Source organism: Mesorhizobium sp. NZP2234, assembly GCF_013170765.1.
GTDB classification, from domain to species: domain Bacteria; phylum Pseudomonadota; class Alphaproteobacteria; order Rhizobiales; family Rhizobiaceae; genus Mesorhizobium; species Mesorhizobium loti_D.
The window spans coordinates 1,213,347-1,228,949 of sequence record NZ_CP033364.1 but is presented as its reverse complement, the minus strand read 5'-3'; the positions used below and the strand labels follow the sequence as shown (position 1 = coordinate 1,228,949).

Annotated in this window: 15 protein-coding genes; 7 read left to right on the top strand and 8 right to left on the bottom strand. The window is 64.6% G+C overall.

Annotated elements, in window-relative coordinates:
- Positions 1 to 6 precede the first annotated feature (6 nt).
- From EB230_RS05945 to EB230_RS05925, 5 genes are read left to right on the top strand one after another with little or no spacing between them, the layout of a single operon-like run.
- Complete coding sequence (locus tag EB230_RS05945; protein WP_172371809.1) at positions 7 to 1,281, top strand: glycosyltransferase; 1,275 nt, start codon at positions 7 to 9, stop codon at positions 1,279 to 1,281.
- The gene (locus EB230_RS05940; RefSeq protein WP_056574853.1) at positions 1,278 to 1,628 is read left to right on the top strand and encodes a cupin domain-containing protein; all 351 of its coding nucleotides are present in this window, start codon (positions 1,278 to 1,280) and stop codon (positions 1,626 to 1,628) included. Before EB230_RS05945 ends, EB230_RS05940 begins: the two co-directional genes overlap by 4 nt.
- A gap of 19 nt (positions 1,629 to 1,647) precedes the next feature.
- The gene (locus EB230_RS05935; protein ID WP_172371808.1) at positions 1,648 to 1,989 is read left to right on the top strand and encodes a cupin domain-containing protein; all 342 of its coding nucleotides are present in this window, start codon (positions 1,648 to 1,650) and stop codon (positions 1,987 to 1,989) included.
- Positions 1,990 to 2,009: 20 nt separating this feature from the next.
- The gene (locus EB230_RS05930) at positions 2,010 to 2,354 is read left to right on the top strand and encodes a cupin domain-containing protein (RefSeq protein WP_172371807.1); all 345 of its coding nucleotides are present in this window, start codon (positions 2,010 to 2,012) and stop codon (positions 2,352 to 2,354) included.
- A gap of 53 nt (positions 2,355 to 2,407) precedes the next feature.
- Positions 2,408 to 3,916 carry an aldehyde dehydrogenase family protein gene (locus EB230_RS05925; RefSeq protein WP_172371806.1) on the top strand — a complete coding sequence of 503 codons (1,509 nt, stop codon included), beginning with the start codon at positions 2,408 to 2,410 and terminating at the stop codon, positions 3,914 to 3,916.
- Positions 3,917 to 3,953: 37 nt separating this feature from the next.
- Here the strand turns inward: EB230_RS05925 and bla are convergent, their stop codons facing one another.
- Entirely contained in the window at positions 3,954 to 4,847 is an 894-nt protein-coding gene (gene bla / locus EB230_RS05920) for a class A beta-lactamase (protein ID WP_172371805.1), read from the bottom strand.
- A 106-nt stretch (positions 4,848 to 4,953) separates the two neighbouring features.
- Here bla and EB230_RS05915 point away from each other — a divergent pair, with 106 nt between their 5' ends.
- On the top strand, positions 4,954 to 5,844 hold the full coding sequence (locus tag EB230_RS05915; protein WP_172371804.1) for a LysR family transcriptional regulator: 891 nt from the start codon (positions 4,954 to 4,956) through the stop codon (positions 5,842 to 5,844).
- A 57-nt stretch (positions 5,845 to 5,901) separates the two neighbouring features.
- Here the strand turns inward: EB230_RS05915 and EB230_RS05910 are convergent, their stop codons facing one another.
- From EB230_RS05910 to EB230_RS05890, 5 genes are all read right to left on the bottom strand, one after another.
- Entirely contained in the window at positions 5,902 to 6,663 is a 762-nt protein-coding gene (locus EB230_RS05910) for a glucose 1-dehydrogenase (RefSeq protein WP_056574835.1), read from the bottom strand.
- Between the two features lie 10 nt (positions 6,664 to 6,673).
- Entirely contained in the window at positions 6,674 to 7,486 is an 813-nt protein-coding gene (locus EB230_RS05905) for an ABC transporter permease (protein WP_172371803.1), read from the bottom strand.
- Positions 7,486 to 8,349 (bottom strand): ABC transporter permease, encoded by an 864-nt coding sequence (locus tag EB230_RS05900; protein WP_056574830.1) that lies wholly within the window; start codon positions 8,347 to 8,349, stop codon positions 7,486 to 7,488. Before EB230_RS05900 ends, EB230_RS05905 begins: the two co-directional genes overlap by 1 nt.
- A 64-nt stretch (positions 8,350 to 8,413) precedes the next feature.
- Positions 8,414 to 9,577 carry a spermidine/putrescine ABC transporter substrate-binding protein gene (locus tag EB230_RS05895; protein WP_172371802.1) on the bottom strand — a complete coding sequence of 388 codons (1,164 nt, stop codon included), beginning with the start codon at positions 9,575 to 9,577 and terminating at the stop codon, positions 8,414 to 8,416.
- Positions 9,558 to 10,694 (bottom strand): ABC transporter ATP-binding protein, encoded by a 1,137-nt coding sequence (locus tag EB230_RS05890; RefSeq protein WP_065005489.1) that lies wholly within the window; start codon positions 10,692 to 10,694, stop codon positions 9,558 to 9,560. Before EB230_RS05890 ends, EB230_RS05895 begins: the two co-directional genes overlap by 20 nt.
- 115 nt (positions 10,695 to 10,809) lie before the next feature.
- On the opposite strand from EB230_RS05890, the gene EB230_RS05885 reads away from it, so the two are divergent.
- Positions 10,810 to 11,622, top strand: a complete 813-nt coding sequence (locus EB230_RS05885; protein WP_056574818.1) for a LuxR C-terminal-related transcriptional regulator — start codon at positions 10,810 to 10,812, stop codon at positions 11,620 to 11,622.
- 23 nt (positions 11,623 to 11,645) lie between these two features.
- Here EB230_RS05885 and EB230_RS05880 read toward each other — a convergent pair whose 3' ends face one another.
- Positions 11,646 to 13,718: a 3-hydroxyacyl-CoA dehydrogenase NAD-binding domain-containing protein gene (locus tag EB230_RS05880; RefSeq protein ID WP_172371801.1), complete on the bottom strand. Its 2,073-nt coding sequence runs from the start codon at positions 13,716 to 13,718 to the stop codon at positions 11,646 to 11,648.
- A 106-nt stretch (positions 13,719 to 13,824) separates the two neighbouring features.
- A complete protein-coding gene (locus tag EB230_RS05875) occupies positions 13,825 to 15,537 on the bottom strand; it encodes an MFS transporter (protein ID WP_056574812.1) in 1,713 nt (570 codons plus the stop codon).
- Positions 15,538 to 15,603: the final 66 nt, after the last annotated feature.

Sequence of the window (15,603 nt, the reverse complement as noted above, 5' to 3'; positions counted from 1 at the left end):
AGCCTGATGGCGCAGAAGACGATCGCGTTTTTTCCAGAAGCCGCCTACGGCCCGGCGCTCAATTCCGTCGGCATCGCGCAAGCCGTCGAGGCGCGCGGCCACAAGGCTGTGTTCCTGTCGGACCCCGGCTTTGTCGAGGTCTACAGGGGCTACGGTTTCGAGGCGCATCCGGTGAACCTCTCCGAGCCGATGCCGCCAGAGCAGATGGCAAAATTCTGGGAGGATTTCATCAACGGCCACATCCCGAATTTCCGCAAGTCGCCCTACGATCAGGTCGACAATTACGTCAAGGATTGCTGGACCGCGATCGTCGACAGCGCCAAATGGGCGCAGAAGGATCTGCCAGGCGTGCTGGCCGCCATCAAGCCCGACGTGATCTGCGTCGACAACGTCATCCTGTTCCCGGCCATAAAACAATTCGGCAAGCCGTGGGTGCGTGTCATCTCCTGTTCCGAAAACGAGATCGAGGACGAGAATATCCCACCGCATCTCTCCGGCTGCGGCGAGAACGATCATGCCGGACACCAGCGCTACCGCGACCATTTCAACGCGGTGATCAAGCCGATCCATGACGACTTCAATGCCTTTCTCACCGCCAACAACGAAGCGCCCTATCCGGTTGGCCAGTTCTTCGAGTCGTCGCCCTATCTGAATCTGCTGCTCTATCCCGAGGCCGCGAAATTCAAGCGCCGCCATCCGCTCGATCCGGCGAAATTCCAGTATCTCGAAGGCTGCGTGCGGCAGGAGAAACCTTATGCGATACCGACCTTCGCGAAGAACAATGATGGGCCGCTGCTCTATGTCTCCTTCGGCAGCCTCGGCGCCGGCGATGTCGACTTGCTGAAGCGTATCATCGCGACGCTGGGCAAGACGCGCTACCGCGCTCTGGTCAATGTCGGCGGCTACAAGGACCAGTACACGGACGTACCCGGCAACGTCATCGTCGAGACCTGGTTCCCGCAGCCCTCGGTCATCCCGCAGGTCGATGCGGTCATCCACCATGGCGGCAACAACTCGTTCACCGAGTGCCTCTATTTCGGCAAGCCGGCGATCATCATGCCCTATGTCTGGGACGGCCACGACAACGCCACCCGGGTCGAGGAAACCGGCCACGGCTTCGGCATGCCGCGCTACGACTGGAACGATGCCGAGCTGACCGCGAAGATCGAGACCTGCCTGACCGATGCCAGGATGAAGGCTAAGCTGGCGAAGACATCAGCACAGATGCACGCGCAGAATGGCCCGGAAAAGGCGGCTGGGCTGCTGGAGGAACTGCTGTGACCTCTTCCGCCCCACACCTCCATCAGGCCTCCAACCGCACCGATCTCGTCGACTGGGGCGCCCAGCCTGACGTGCTGGAAGGCGCCTCGCATTCCACCGGCAGGCTGGTACACAAGGGCCCGAACAACCAGCCGGAATCCGGCATCTGGGTGTGCACGCCGGGCCGCTGGCGGCTCTCGATCCCGCGCGATGAATTGTGCCATTTCGTCGCCGGCCGTGCGACCTACCGGTCGGATGTCGGTGAAGTGATAGAAGTGTCGGCCGGGACCGTGGTCATGTTCCCTGCCGGCTGGACGGGCGAATGCACCGTGCATGAGACCATGCGCAACATCTACATGCTGGCCTGACACTTCATAGGAGCATGACATGCCGACACCGCATTGGCCGAAGGCCTCGATCGTGGAACTGGAGGATTGGGGGGCGGGCAGCAACACGCTTGCCGGCGCGCCGCGCGCCTCCGGCAAGATCCTGTCGCGGAATCCGGACGGATCGAGCGAATGCGGCTTGTGGTCCTGCACGCCGGGCACCCGCAAGGTCACCTTCGCCGCCGACGAGTTCTGCCACTTCCTGTCGGGTCACGGCAGCTATGTCCACGAGAACGGCGAAGAGATTCCGGTGGAGGCCGGCACGCTCGTGTTCTTCCCCGCCGGCTGGACCGGCATCTCCATCATCACGCAAACGCTGACCAAGGCCTTCATGTGCCGGTGAGCCCATTTCAAGGAATCGATATGACCACTCCCATCATGCAATCCCCCTTGGCCATCACCGACCTCGTCGACTGGGGCATCATCCCGACCATGATCGAGGGGCAATCCCACACCTCGGGTAAATTGCTGCACAAAGGGCCCGAAGGCCGCTCCGAGTGCGGCCTGTGGGTCTGCACCCCCGGCAAATGGCACTGCCACGTCACCCGCGACGAGTTCTGCCACTTCCTCGAAGGCCGCTGCACCTATGTGCATGAATCCGGCGAGGTGATCGAAATCGAACCGGACACGGCGGCCTTCTTTCCGCAGGACTGGAAGGGCGTCTGCACCGTCCATGAGACTATCAAGAAGGTCTACATGATCCGCTGAGCCTCGGCCGGGCGAATCCTCAAAACAGGCTCCATGCGTGGAGAAGGACACAAATGCATTTCTCCCCTGACCGGCCGACCTTCTTCGTCAATCCGGACTACCGGCCGATGGCCGGCGCGATAAGACCGGTGATCGATCCGGCCACGCTTGAAACGGTCGGCGCCATCGCGGCTGCCGGCGACGACGAAATCAACGCCGTGCTGACCGCCGCGACGACAGCGCAGGTCGCCTGGAAGAAGCTCGACGCCAAGAGCCGGGCGAAACACCTCCATGCCGTCGCCAACGCCATTGAGGCGGCGGACTTCACGCGCTGCGCCGAACTGATGGTGCGCGAGATGGGCAAGCCCTATCCCGAAGCCATCGGCGAGATCGCCAATTGCGCGCCGATCTTCCGCTACTATGCCGAGATGGCGCGCGACGATGCCGGCAAGGTCGCCGGCACGACGCAGGCCGGTTCCTTCCAGTATGCGCGCTACGAACCCTATGGCGTCTCTGTCCACATCATGCCCTACAATTTTCCGATCCTGCTGATGTGCTGGACGGTGGCCGCCTCGCTTGCCGCTGGCAATGCCTGCGTCATTAAGCCGGCCGAGGCGACGACGCTGTCGACGCTGGACTACATGGCCGTATTCCGCTCGTTGCCTGAAGGGCTGGTCTCCTGCCTGCCGGGCGGCGCGGCCACCGCGCAGGCGCTGATCACTTCCGAACGCACCCATGCGGTCGCCTTCACCGGCTCGGTCGCCGCCGGCAAGGTGGTGGCGGTGGCTTGCGCCGAGCGCATGAAGCCTTGCATCATCGAGGCCGGCGGCAGCGATCCGCTGATCATCAGCGAACATGCCCCGCTCGAGGTCGCGGCGGCCGGCAGCGTCACCGCCGCCTTCCACCTCACCGGCCAGGTCTGCACCTCGGCCGAGCGCTTCTTCGTCGTCGACGCCGTGCATGACCGCTTTGTCGACCTGTTCGCCGAGAGGACGCGCGCGCTGCGCATCGGTAACGGCATGGACAAGACCGAGATCGGGCCGCTGGTCAGCGAAAGTGCGCGGGCCAAGGTGATGAGGCTGGTCGATGACGCCGTCGCGCACGGAGCGAAAGCCGTCACGGGCGGGCGCGTCCCGCCGGCGCACAACACCGGCTGGTTCTACGAACCGACGATCCTGACCGGCGTCACCCCGGATATGGCGATCGTGCGCGAGGAATGTTTCGGGCCGGTCGCCGCCATCTGCCGGGTGAAGGATTTCGACGAGGCGATCCGGCTCGCCAATGACAGCCCGTTCGGGCTCGGCGCCTCGGTGTTCACGACGGACCTCGCCGAGGCGCATGAGGCGGCCGAGCGGCTCGAAGCCGGCATGGTCTGGGTCAACAACCCGCTGATCGACAATGACGCCTTGCCCTTCGGCGGGTGGAAGGCGTCCGGCCTCGGCCGTGAACTCGGCCGCCAGGGCCTCGACGCCTTCCGCCGTTCCAAGATGGTCATCATCGACCACAAGCCGGCGATCCAGGAATGGTGGTATCCCTACCCGGACAGCTGGTTCCGCGAGACCGGCGGCCGCAAGCATGTGTGAGAAAGGCGACGCGGCACCGCCGCGCCGCTCCGACGACTCATGCCTCGATTGCTTCCCCCAAGGCGCGCGAGACCGAGGCGATCGTCGCATTGCGCTTGGCCAGGCTCTGCCTGGTGCCGGTCAGGTAGACCGACATCAGAACCGGATTGCCTGACGTCGGCCAGATGACCGCCGCGTCATTGGTGCTACCATGCTCGCCGGTGCCGGTCTTGTCGCCGCATTTCCAGCGTTTCGGCAGTCCTGCCCTGATGCGGTCGTCGCCGGTCTTGTTGGCGACGAGCCAGTCGACGAGCTGCGCCCGGCTCTTTTGCGACAGGCTGTCGCCGAGAGCGAGGCGCTCGTAATCCTCGATCATGGCCAGCGGCGAGGTCGTATCGCGGGGGTCGCCCGGAACGGATTCGTTCAGCTCCGGCTCGATACGGTCGAGCCTGGTCACCGTGTCGCCGATCGAGCGCAGATAGGCGGTCAGTTGCGGCGGTCCGCCAAAGGAGGCCAGCAGCAGATTGGCGGCGCCATTGTCACTGACCGTCACCGCGGCCTCGCAAAGCTGCGCCACCGTCATTGCGCCGCCGGCATGGTTCTTGGTCGTTGGCGAGTTCGCGACAACGGCGTTGTGCGGCACCTCCATGCTGCGGTCGAGTTGTTCGATGCCGCCGTCGACGCGATGCAGGATGAACGCCGCGGCAAGCGTCTTGAAGGTGCTGCACATCGGAAACAACTCGTTCTCGCGATAACCGAACTGAACCCCCTTCCCCGCGATCCGGCAGGCAACACCAAGCCGGCCACCGCTTTTCGCTTCGATCCGCCTTATTTTCGGCAAGACCCCATCAAATTTTGTCGGGCTTGTTGCCGCCTTCGCCGCCGCGCCAAGCGTGATGGGGGCCGTCAAAACCACTGCGAGACCACCAATGAAACTGCGTCTGCTCGTCATGTCCACACTCTCTGTTGCCCCGCGCCGCAGAAACTGAACCGGATCCGACGCCATCGCAAACGAGTAAACGTCGCCTCCGCCATAAGAAAAACTAGGGCTGCACCCGATGAAGCGATCGCATCTTCCTCTGAACGGCTTGCGCGCCTTCGAGGCCGCCGCACGGCATCGCAGCTTCACCGGCGCAGGCCTCGAACTGCGCGTCACCCAGGCCGCCATCAGCCATCAGGTCAAGGGCCTTGAAGAGGTGCTTGGCGTCAGGCTCTTCCGCCGGCTGCCGCACGGGCTGACTTTAAGCGATGAAGGCGAAGCCTTGCTGCCGGTGCTGAGCGACGCCTTCAACAGGATCAGCATCACGCTCGACCGTTTCGAGGGCGGCCGCTTCCACGACATCGTCACGGTCGGCGTCGTCGGCACCTTCGCCTCGGGCTGGCTGATCCCACGACTGCCACTGTTCCACCAGGCCTATCCGGACATCGAACTGCGCATCTCGACCAACAACAACCGGGTCAACCTCGCCGCCGACGGCCTCGACTTCGCCATCCGTTTCGGCGACGGCTCCTGGCAAGGGACGGACAACACGCCACTGATGTCGGGCTCGTTCTCGCCTGCTTGCGCGCCCGACATAGCCGCGCGCCTGCGCGACCCCTCCGATCTCGCCCGCGAGACGCTGCTCTGCTCCTACCGGGAAGACGAGTGGCTGCGCTGGTTCGAGGCGGCGGGCCGCCATTGCCCACCGATCAAGGGCATCGTCTTCGATTCCTCCGTCACCATGGCCAACGCCGCCGTCCAGGGCGCCGGCGTGGCGCTGCTGCCGGTCTCGATGTTCAGCCGCGAGTTTGGTTGCGGCCAGCTGGTGCAGCCCTTCGACAGCACGGTCGATGTCGGCCGCTACTGGCTGTCGGCAAGGCGCAGGCGACAGAACTCGCAGGCGATGACGACCTTCGCGGACTGGCTAACGGCGGAAACAGCTGGGAGCAATTCCAGGAAAGGTGTGTAGCGGTTTTCCCGGGAAAAGCGCTTGGCGCTTTCCCTGGGGATTGCGCGAAATCAGGGATCAGCCGATGCTCTCGCCGCCATCGATCACCAGCGCCTGGCCGGTCATGAAGGATGAGCGGTCGGAGACGAGGAACAGGATCGCCTCCGCTATCTCTTCCGCACTCGCCCAGCGGCCCATCGGGATCTTGGTGCGGACATAGGTTTCGATCGCCTCGCGTCCGCCCATCTGGGCGATGAACGGCTCGTTGAACGGCGTGTCGACCCAGCCCGGGCAGAGCGCGTTGACCCGCACATTGTGCCGAGCATAGTCGAGCGACATTTGCCGCGTCATCGCCACCACGGCATGCTTCGATGTCGCGTAGGCGATCATCTCGCGGTCGTAGAAGACACCCGAATTCGAGGCGGTGTTGAGGATGACGCCGCCGCCTTGCGCGATCATCGACGGCATGACGATCCTCGCGGCCAGGAATTGCGCCCGCACATTGACCCGCCACGAGGCATCCATGCCGTCGGTCCCGACCTCGGTCAGCGTGCCGCCGACCTGGATGCCGGCGTGATTGTGCAGGATGTCGATGCGACCATGCTTTTGCAGCGTGCCGGCAAGGAGCTTTTCGACAGCGGCGTCATCCGAAACGTCGGTGGCGATAGCCTCGGCACCGCCGCCCACCGCGCGGATATCCGAAGCTGTCGCCTCGCCGCCGGCCTGGTCCCTGTCGGCGATGACGACCATTGCGCCTTCCCTGGCCATGATCATGGCGCCGGCGCGGCCGATGCCGGAGCCGGCGCCTGTCACCACGGCGATGCGGTCTTTGAGGATCATGATGCGGCTTTCAGTTGGATGGCTTGCGCTGGCGCAACTGCCACTGGGCAAGAACCACGAGCAGGACGGAAGCGACGAGCACGATCGTCGCGATGGCGTTGATTTCCGGCGTCACGCCGCGCCGGATCGAGGCGAACACATAGATCGGCAGCGTCGTCTGCGCGCCCGCGACGAAGAAGGCGATGATGAAATCGTCGAAGGAAAAGGTGAAGGCGAGCAGGAAGCCGGCGACCACCGCCGGCATGATCTGCGGCAGCACGATCGAGCGGAATGTCGTCAGCGGCGTCGCGTAGAGATCGCTCGACGCCTCCACGAGATTGCGGTCGAGACTGCCGAGCCGCGTGCCGACGATCATCGTCACCAGCGCCATCGAGAACAGGCCATGCGCGGCGATGATCGAACCATAGCCGAGCGACAGGCGAGGCGGCTGATCGTCAGGCCAGATCGAAGCGAGGAACGGATTGACGACAGCAAACAGCTGGACGAGCGCGACCAGCGTCGAGATGCCGATGACAACGCCGGGAACCACGATCGCGGCGCCCAGCAGCGCGTCGAAGACGGCCCGGGTTCTGATTCCGACACGCGCGAGGCCAAGCGCCGCCGCGGTGCCGAACACCGCTGCCAAGAGGGCACTGGTGGTGGCGATGAACAGGCTGTTCTTCAGCGCTTCGACCAGGAACGGGTTCGACAGCGCCGTGCCGTACCACTGCACCGAGAAGCCGGTGAACTCGCTGGCATGGCGGCCGGCATTGAAGGAGAACAGCACGACCAGCGCGATCGGCAGATAGAGGAAACCGAAGACGGCAATGACGAAGGCGCGCATCAGATCAGGTCCACGCGGCGGGCGCCCGAGACGCGGGTCGAGATGCGGTTGGCCACGATCAGCACCACAACCGAAACCAGCACCAGCGTGATGGCGATGGCCGATCCGAACGGCCAGTTGCGCGACTGCAGGAACAGGTCGACCAGCGCATTGCCGATGAAGAAAACCTTGCCGCCACCAAGCAGCGTCGGGATCAGGTATTCGCCGAGCAGCAGGATCATCACCAGCGAGAAGCCGGTCATCACGCCCGGCAGCGAAAGTTTCAGGGTCACGCCGAGGAAGGTAGACAGCGGCGTCGCGCCGAGATCGGCGGATGCTTCCAAGAGCCTACGGTCGAGCCGCTCGAGGCTGACATAGATCGGCAGGATCATCAGCGGCAGGTAGCCGTAGACGATACCGAGCAGCACGGCGCCCGGCGTGTTGATCAGCCTGACATCCTCGATGCCGACAAAGGCGAGCAGCGCCGGGATGCCGCGTCCGCCCAGAATGTACATCCAGGCATAGGTCCGCATCAGAAGGCTGGTCCAGAACGGAATGACGACGAGCGCGAGCAGGATCAGCCGCCAGCGCTGCGGTGCCCGCAAGGCGAGGTAGTAGGCGACCGGGTAGGCGACGAGCAGACAGGCCAGCGCGCCCACCGGCGCCAGCACCATCGTGTTCCAGAAGGCCGTCGCCCGCGCCGGAAGGTTGGCATATTGCGCGAAGGTGAAGGCCGCCTGATAGCCGCCTTCCGGTGCCCGCTCGCCGACGCTGAAAACGGCGATCGCGATGAACGGCAGCACCAGGAACACCACCAGCCACGCCGTTGCCGGAGCAAGCAGCAAGGCGGTCAGGAAATTGTGACGAAATCTGTTGCCGTGCATTTGAAACCGCCCCGATACCGACGGGCGTGCGCCCGCCGGTCAATTGTCCGCGTCAGGCCGGCGCTCAGGCCGACTTGAAGCGCGCCATCAGCTCGGCGCGGCCCGGATCGGTCAGCGTTGCCGCTGCGCCGAACTCCAGCGGCGTCAACAGGTCGGCCGCCGGATAGAGGATCGGATTGTCGAGCACTTCCTTGGGCAGCAGCTTGTTGACGCGGGCGTCGGTCGAGGGCGCGCCGTTGGCAAGGTGCTCCTTCACCGCGACCTGCGGGTTCATCAGGTAGTTGAGCAGTGCATAGCCGGCCGGCTTGTTCGGCGCGTCCTTCGGGATGGCGTAGAAGTCGGTCCAGATTTCGCCGCCCTCCTTGCCCAGCACATAGGCGATCTCGGGAATGTCGCGATGCAGCTGCGCGCCGTCATTGGTCCAGCACATCGTCATCCACGCGTCGCCCGCGCGCATGCCCGGCTGGTAGTCGGAGGAGACCGCGAACAGATGCGGCTTGACCTTCAGCAGCAGTTCCTCGGCCTTGGCAAGTTCGTCCTGCTTGAGCGAGTTGAAGGAGTAGCCAAAGTACTTCAGCGCATTGCCGATCGTCGTCAGCTGGTAGTCGTGCACCATGGTGCGGCCGTCGCCCTCGGCCATGGCCGTGTCCCAGAACTCCTTCCAGCTCGTCATCGGCTTGGTCAGCTTCTTGGTGTTGACGGCGAAGCCTGTCGTGCCCCAGTTCTTCGGCACGGCGTAGATCACCTTGTCGATCGTGCCCTCCGAGGTGAAGCGCGGGTCTTCCTGCGTGCCGTCGAAATTCGGCAGCTTCGCCATGTCGAGCGGCTCGATGATGCCGAGCTTCTTGTAGGTCGAGATCGTGTAATTGGTCGGCACGAACAGGCTCCAGCCCGAGGCGCCGGCCTGCAGCTTGGCCAGCATCTCCTCATTGGAGCCGAACACGTTGACCTCGACGGCGACGCCGGTGTCCTTCTTGAAGTTCTCGAAGGTCTGCGGATCATGGTAGTTGGGCCAGGTGGCGATCGACATGCGGTCGCCCAGGTTTTCGGCGGCAAAAGCCGGCGTTGGCATGATGCCGATCTCACGCGCCATCACCGCCGTCGCAATGCCGAGGCCGGTAAGGCCCAGGAAGTCGCGGCGGCCGATCGAGCCGCGCTTGAGGCGCATCAGTTGGTCGACGAATTTTTCAGGGCTTATCGGCAGTCCGTCACGATATGATTTCGACATTTTGGTTTACCCTCTGGTTGGTCCCGTTGTTCTTGGTTTCCGGAAACGCCAGCGGCGTTCCGGCGGCATAGCCGATGGCGACGGGTTCGCCCGGCTTGAAGAGATTGCCTTGTCCGATCAGATGGTCGGCCTTGGCCAGCAGCGTTCCGATGCCCTGGACCTCGATGGCGTATTCCGCGGTCGAGCCCAGGAAGATGCGGTTGCGCACGATGCCCATGAGCGGACCGCTTTGCGGAGCGCCGAGGCTGAGTGATTCCGGGCGCAGGCTGACCGAAACGGTCTCGCCTTGCCGCAAGGCGGTCCGCTTGCGCGCCGCAATGACGGTGCCGTCGGCCAGCGCCACGTCAACCAGATCGCCCGAATGCCCGGTGACCTTGCCGCTCAACAGATTGGTCTTGCCGACGAAATCGGCGACGAACAGATCGGCCGGCTCGTCGTAGATCTCGCTCGGCTGGCCGAGCTGGACGATGCGCCCGCCATTCATGACGCAGACGAAGTCGCTCATCGACAGCGCTTCCTCCTGGTCGTGGGTGACAAGCACGAAGGTGATGCCGATCTCGCGTTGCAGGTTCTGCAGCTCGATCTGCATGTCGGTGCGCAGCTTCTTGTCGAGCGCGGCCAGCGGCTCGTCGAGCAACAGCACCGCCGGCTTGTTGACCAGCGCGCGCGCCAGCGCGACACGCTGCTGCTGGCCGCCCGACAGTTCGTGGATCTTGCGGCCGCCATAGCCGGCAAGCCGCACCATTTCGAGCGCTTCGCCGGACCGCTGGCCAATCTCGCGCGACGACAGCCGCGGCCGTGCCTGGCGCAGCCCGTAGGCGACGTTGTCCTCGACATCCAGGTGCGGAAACAGCGCGTATTGCTGGAACACCATGTTGACCGGCCGCCGATAGGGCGGCGTGCCGGCCATGTCCTGGCCGCGGATGAACACCTGGCCTTCGCTCGGCTGTTCGAAGCCGCCGATCATGCGCAGGCACGTTGTCTTGCCGCAGCCGGACGGCCCGAGCAGGGCGACGAAGGCGGAGGGCGGGACAGACAGATCGATGCCGCTGACCGCGGTCACCGCGCCATAGCGCTTGGTGACGCCGCGAAACTCGATGTCGGGCACTGCGGTCAAAGGCTGCGGGCTCCAGCGACAGGGCTATTTCCGAACGCTACCAGAGCCAATGGCGACTAGTATATACCTCGCAGGTGGTATATCTGATCTATTTTCGCGTTTAGAGGGGTAGGTATTGGGTGCGTCCCGCAGCGACGAATACAGCCGGCTCGCCGCCCTTGTCGCGGCGACGCGGGAGACGAGCGGCGACCTGTTCGGCAAGGCGATGGTCGATTGGCTGCGCCAGCATGTCAGCTTCGACCACTGCGTGGTCTTCGGCTATCGCGGCGCCTCGCGCCCGCCATTGCTGTTCGAAACCTTCTCGCCGGCGGAAAGCCATGTCTTCGTCGCGCTCTACCAGGAAGGGCCCTATCTGCTCGATCCGTTCCACCACGCCGCGGTCGAGCGCAAGGAGGGGTTCTGGCGCATGCGCGAACTGGCGCCGGACCGCTTCTACGCCAGCGAGTACTTTCGCTCCTACTACAGCCAGACCAGGCTGGCCGAGGAGGTCGGCTTCTTCGTGCCGCTGCCCGGCAAGGACGCGCTGGTGCTGTCGCTGATGCGGCTGCGCGCTTCAGGCCCGTTCGGCACCGCCGACGCCAGGCTGCTGCGCGATATGGCGCCGGCCGTGATCAGCTTCATCCGGCTGCGCTGGCCTACCCTTCCCATCGACGAGCCGGCTGAAGCCAGGCAAGATCAGCCGATCGCCGCGGTCAACGAGTTCGACCGTGCCCATATCTGGAAGAGCCTGTCGCTGACGCCGCGCGAAAAGCATGTGGTCGACCTGGTGCTGCAGGGCCACTCGACGGAATCGATCGCCAGAGCCATGCGGATCGTGCCGGGAACCGTGAAGGTCCACCGCCGCAACATCTACCGCAAGCTCAAGATCAAGTCGCAGGCCGGCCTCTTCGCCCGCTTCGTCGAGATCATCGACGCGCGGATTCGATAACCGCCATAACGCTCGGCATCTGGTCAGGCCGTCGCGTCGGTCTCCCAGGAGCCGGTCTCGGCCATCCGCTTCAGCAGCGGGGCCGGCTTGAACACATCCTTGCCGGTCTGCCGGAACCAATGCTCGAGCCGTTCGACGATCCTGGCTCCGCCTTCGAGGCCGGCCCAGAACATCGGGCCACCCTTGCCGATGGGAAAGCCGTAGCCATTGACCCAGACGACGTCGATGTCCGAGGCGCGGGCCGCGATTTTTTCCTCGAGGATCTTCGCCCCCTCGTTGATCATGGGATAGAGCGTGCGCTCGATGATCTCCTCGGCGCCGATCGCGCGCGGTTCGATGCCCCGCTCGGCCGCCTTGTGGCGGATCAGCGCCTCCACCTCGGGATCGGGAACGCCTGCCCGGGCGCCGGCCTCGTAAAGGTAGAAACCACGGCCGGTCTTCTGGCCGAAGCGCCCCTGCTCGCACAGCGTGTCGGCGATCACGGCCGTCAGGCCGCGTGCCTTGCGGTTGCGCCAGCCAATGTCGAGGCCGGCGAGATCGCCCATCTGGAACGGCCCCATCGGCCAGCCGAAATCGGTGAAGGCCTTGTCGATCTGGCTGGGTGTCGCGCCCTCCAGAAGCAGCGCTTCCGATTCCGAGCCGCGCGCGGCCAGCATGCGGTTGCCGACGAAGCCGTGGCAGACGCCGACGACGACCGCTACCTTGCCGATCCGCCGCGCGAGGTCGACCACCGTCGCCAGCGCATCCGGCGCGGTCTTTTCGGCGCGCACGATCTCCAGCAGTTTCATGACATTGGCCGGCGAAAAGAAATGCAGGCCGAGCACATCCTGCGGCCGCGAGATCGAGCCGGCGATTTCATCGATGTCGAGATAGGAAGTGTTGGTGGCAAGGATCGCGCCCGGCTTGGCGACGGCATCCAGCTTTCCGAAAACCTCCTTCTTGACCGCCATGTCCTCGAACACCGCCTCGATGATCAGGTCGCACTCGGCGAGATCGGCATGATCGGTGGAGCCCTTGAACTGGGCGAGCCGCTGCCGCTTGGCGTCCTCGGTCAGGGAACCGCGCGAAACGGAGACCGCATAGTTCTTCTCGATCGTGCCCAGCCCGCGTTGCAACGCCTCCCCGCTGGTTTCCAGCAAGGTCACGGGATAGCCGCCATTGGCGAAGGCCATGGCGATGCCGCCGCCCATCGTGCCGGCGCCGATGACGCCGATCCGTGCGATCCTGCGCTTGGGCGTGTCCTTGCCGGGAAGCTTTGCCGCCTCGCGTTCGGCGAAGAACAGATGACGCTGGGCGCGCGACTGGTCGCTGCCGACAAGCGTCACGAACAGTGCGCGCTCCGCCGCCAGCGCCTCGTCGAAGGGCAGCGTGACGGCGTTGCGCACCGCTTGCGCACACGCGATCGGCGCTTCCAGCCCGCGCGCTTTCCTGGCGAGGTCGGCGGCCTCGGCATCGAAAGCCCTGAGGTCGGTTTCCTTGAGCCCGTCGTCGCGATCACGCACCGGCGTGAAGGGGCCACCCTTGCGGGCGATTTCGCGGGCAAAGTTCACGGCATGCGTGGTCAGATCGCCCTCGAAAACGGCGTCCACGAGACCGGCGGCATGCGCCTCGGCCGCACCGATCGGCGTGCCGGAAACGATCATCCTCAGCGCCTTCACCCCGCCGACGAGGCGCGGCAGCCGTACAGTGCCGCCGCCGCCCGGCAATAGCCCAAGCTTCACCTCGGGAAGGCCGAGCCTGGCGCCGGCATCGGCAACGCGGAAATGGCAGCCAAGCGCCAGCTCCAGGCCGCCGCCGAGCGCGGTGCCGTGGATGGCGGCGACCGTCGGCTTGGCGATGGTCTCAAGCGTGACGATAAGGGCGCGCAGATCGGGTTGTTGCACCGGCTTGCCGAATTCCGTGATGTCGGCGCCGGCAACGAAGGTTCGTCCGGCGCAGGCAATCACGATGGCCGCGACCGAAACATCACCGCGCAAGGAAACCAGCGCGTGCATCAGCGGATCGCGGACATGAAAACTCAGCGCGTTGACCGGCGGATTGTCGATGATGACGATGGCAACGTCGCCGTCCCGGCTGACCTTCACGAAATCGGACACACAAACCTCCCAGCAATGGTGAGCGGCATGGCCGCGATCGGGATTTACAGGGCTATGGCGCGGATGGGAACCAGATGCCTGCCTGGCACAGTGTTTACCGTGTGGATCAGCGCCGGCCGGCACCCTCCGCCGCCAGCATCTCCGGCATCGCGGTATCGATGGTGCGTCCGCCGCGCCAGGAGGCGAACGCCGCCACAAGGTAGAGAATGGCCGAGAAGGTGAAGGCGAAGACCAAGCCATGCTTGAACGGCCCCGACATCAACTCAGGGAAGAAGACATGGCCGGTCAGCGTGTCGATGCTTTGCTGCGGCAGCGCGTGCAGTACATTGGCCGGGATCAGTTCGCCCATCGGGTTGTAGCCGAGGAAGGCTGCGAACAGGCTGGCGACCGGCGGCATGTTGGCGATCTGGTGAGCGACCGCTTCAGGCACGTGCTGCGCCAGCAGGCCGGCCTCCATGCTCTGCGGCAGGCTGGCGGCGAGGCCGACGATCATCAGGCTGAAGAACAGGCCGATCGACAGCACCTGGCCGGCATTGGTGGTGGTGGCGCGCATGCCGGAGGCCTGGCCGCGTTCGCGCGCCGGCACCGAATTCATGATCTGCGTCGAGTTCGGCGCCACGAACAGGCCGGAGCCGAGGCCGTTGAGGAACAGCAGCGCGGCGAAAACCGTGTAGGAGAAATCGGCCGGCAGCGCCATCAGCGCCACGAAGCTCGCGGCGCCCACGACCATGCCGCCAACAGCGAAGGGCACGCCGCCGACCCGGTCGGAGAAATAGCCCGATACAGGACCGGCGATGAGGAAGCCGACCGTCAGCGGCAGCATGAAGATCGCCGACCACAGCGGCGTCTCCTCGAAGGAATAGCCATGCAGCGGCAGCCAGATGCCTTGCAGCCAGACGATGAGCATGAATTGCAACCCGCCGCGTGCTATGCCCGAGGCGAGATTGGCTATGTTGCCATAGGCGAAGCCGGGGATGCGGAACAGTTTGAGGTCGAGCATCGGCTTGGCGACGCGCTGCTCGATGAAGACGAAGGCGATCAGCGAGGCGAAGCCGACCGCAAACAGGATCAACACCTTCGGGCTGGTCCACGCCATCACCTGGTCGCCATAGGGCTGCAGCCCGTAGGTGATGGCGGTGAGGATGAGCACGAGGCCGAGGCCGAAGCTGATATTGCCGAGCCAGTCGATCGTGTGGGTGGAGCGGTTCGGCGCATCGTGCAGCTTGAGATACGCCCAGACCGTGCCGACGAGGCCGAACGGCACGTTGATCCAGAACACCAGACGCCAGTCGGTGTCGGCAAGCAGGCCGCCGATCAAAAGTCCGACAAACTGGCCGCCAATCGCCGCCACGACATTGATGCCGAGCGCGAAACCGCGCTCGTTTTCCGGAAAGGCATCGGTGAGCAGCGCAGTGGAGTTGGCCATGATCAGCGCGCCGCCAATGCCCTGGATGATGCGCACGGATATCAGGTATATCGCTGCGAAATCGCCTTGTCCCGGCAACAGGCCGAGCGCGATCGAGGCGGCGGTGAAGACGGCAAAACCGAGATTGTACATTTTCGCCCGGCCGAACTGGTCGCCGAGCCGGCCGAAGGCCACGACCAGCACCGCTGTGGCGATCATGTAGCCGATGATCGCCCAGAGCAGATAATTGATATTGCCGGGATCGAGCGCCTTGAGGCCGATGCCGCGGAACACCGCCGGCAGGCTGATCAGCAGGATCGAGCCATTGATGGCGGCGGCCAGCATGCCGAGCGTGGTATTGCTCAGGACCATCCATTTGTGGCTCTGCGGGCGGCTGTCTGCGGCGGTATTCATGGTGGCAAGGTCCAAGGATGCTGGCGCGGTTGCCGTCAGCGGTATATATGAGGATAGTCTCAGGTT

Coding starts and splice junctions, on each gene's coding strand:
- EB230_RS05945 (WP_172371809.1), top strand. CDS start 7: ATGGCGCAGAAGACGATCGCGTTTTTTCCAGAAGCCGCCTACGGCCCG.
- EB230_RS05935 (WP_172371808.1), top strand. CDS start 1,648: ATGCCGACACCGCATTGGCCGAAGGCCTCGATCGTGGAACTGGAGGAT.
- EB230_RS05930 (WP_172371807.1), top strand. CDS start 2,010: ATGACCACTCCCATCATGCAATCCCCCTTGGCCATCACCGACCTCGTC.
- EB230_RS05925 (WP_172371806.1), top strand. CDS start 2,408: ATGCATTTCTCCCCTGACCGGCCGACCTTCTTCGTCAATCCGGACTAC.
- bla (WP_172371805.1), bottom strand. CDS start 4,847: ATGACGAGCAGACGCAGTTTCATTGGTGGTCTCGCAGTGGTTTTGACG.
- EB230_RS05915 (WP_172371804.1), top strand. CDS start 4,954: ATGAAGCGATCGCATCTTCCTCTGAACGGCTTGCGCGCCTTCGAGGCC.
- EB230_RS05910 (WP_056574835.1), bottom strand. CDS start 6,663: ATGATCCTCAAAGACCGCATCGCCGTGGTGACAGGCGCCGGCTCCGGC.
- EB230_RS05905 (WP_172371803.1), bottom strand. CDS start 7,486: ATGCGCGCCTTCGTCATTGCCGTCTTCGGTTTCCTCTATCTGCCGATC.
- EB230_RS05900 (WP_056574830.1), bottom strand. CDS start 8,349: ATGCACGGCAACAGATTTCGTCACAATTTCCTGACCGCCTTGCTGCTT.
- EB230_RS05895 (WP_172371802.1), bottom strand. CDS start 9,577: ATGTCGAAATCATATCGTGACGGACTGCCGATAAGCCCTGAAAAATTC.
- EB230_RS05875 (WP_056574812.1), bottom strand. CDS start 15,537: ATGAATACCGCCGCAGACAGCCGCCCGCAGAGCCACAAATGGATGGTC.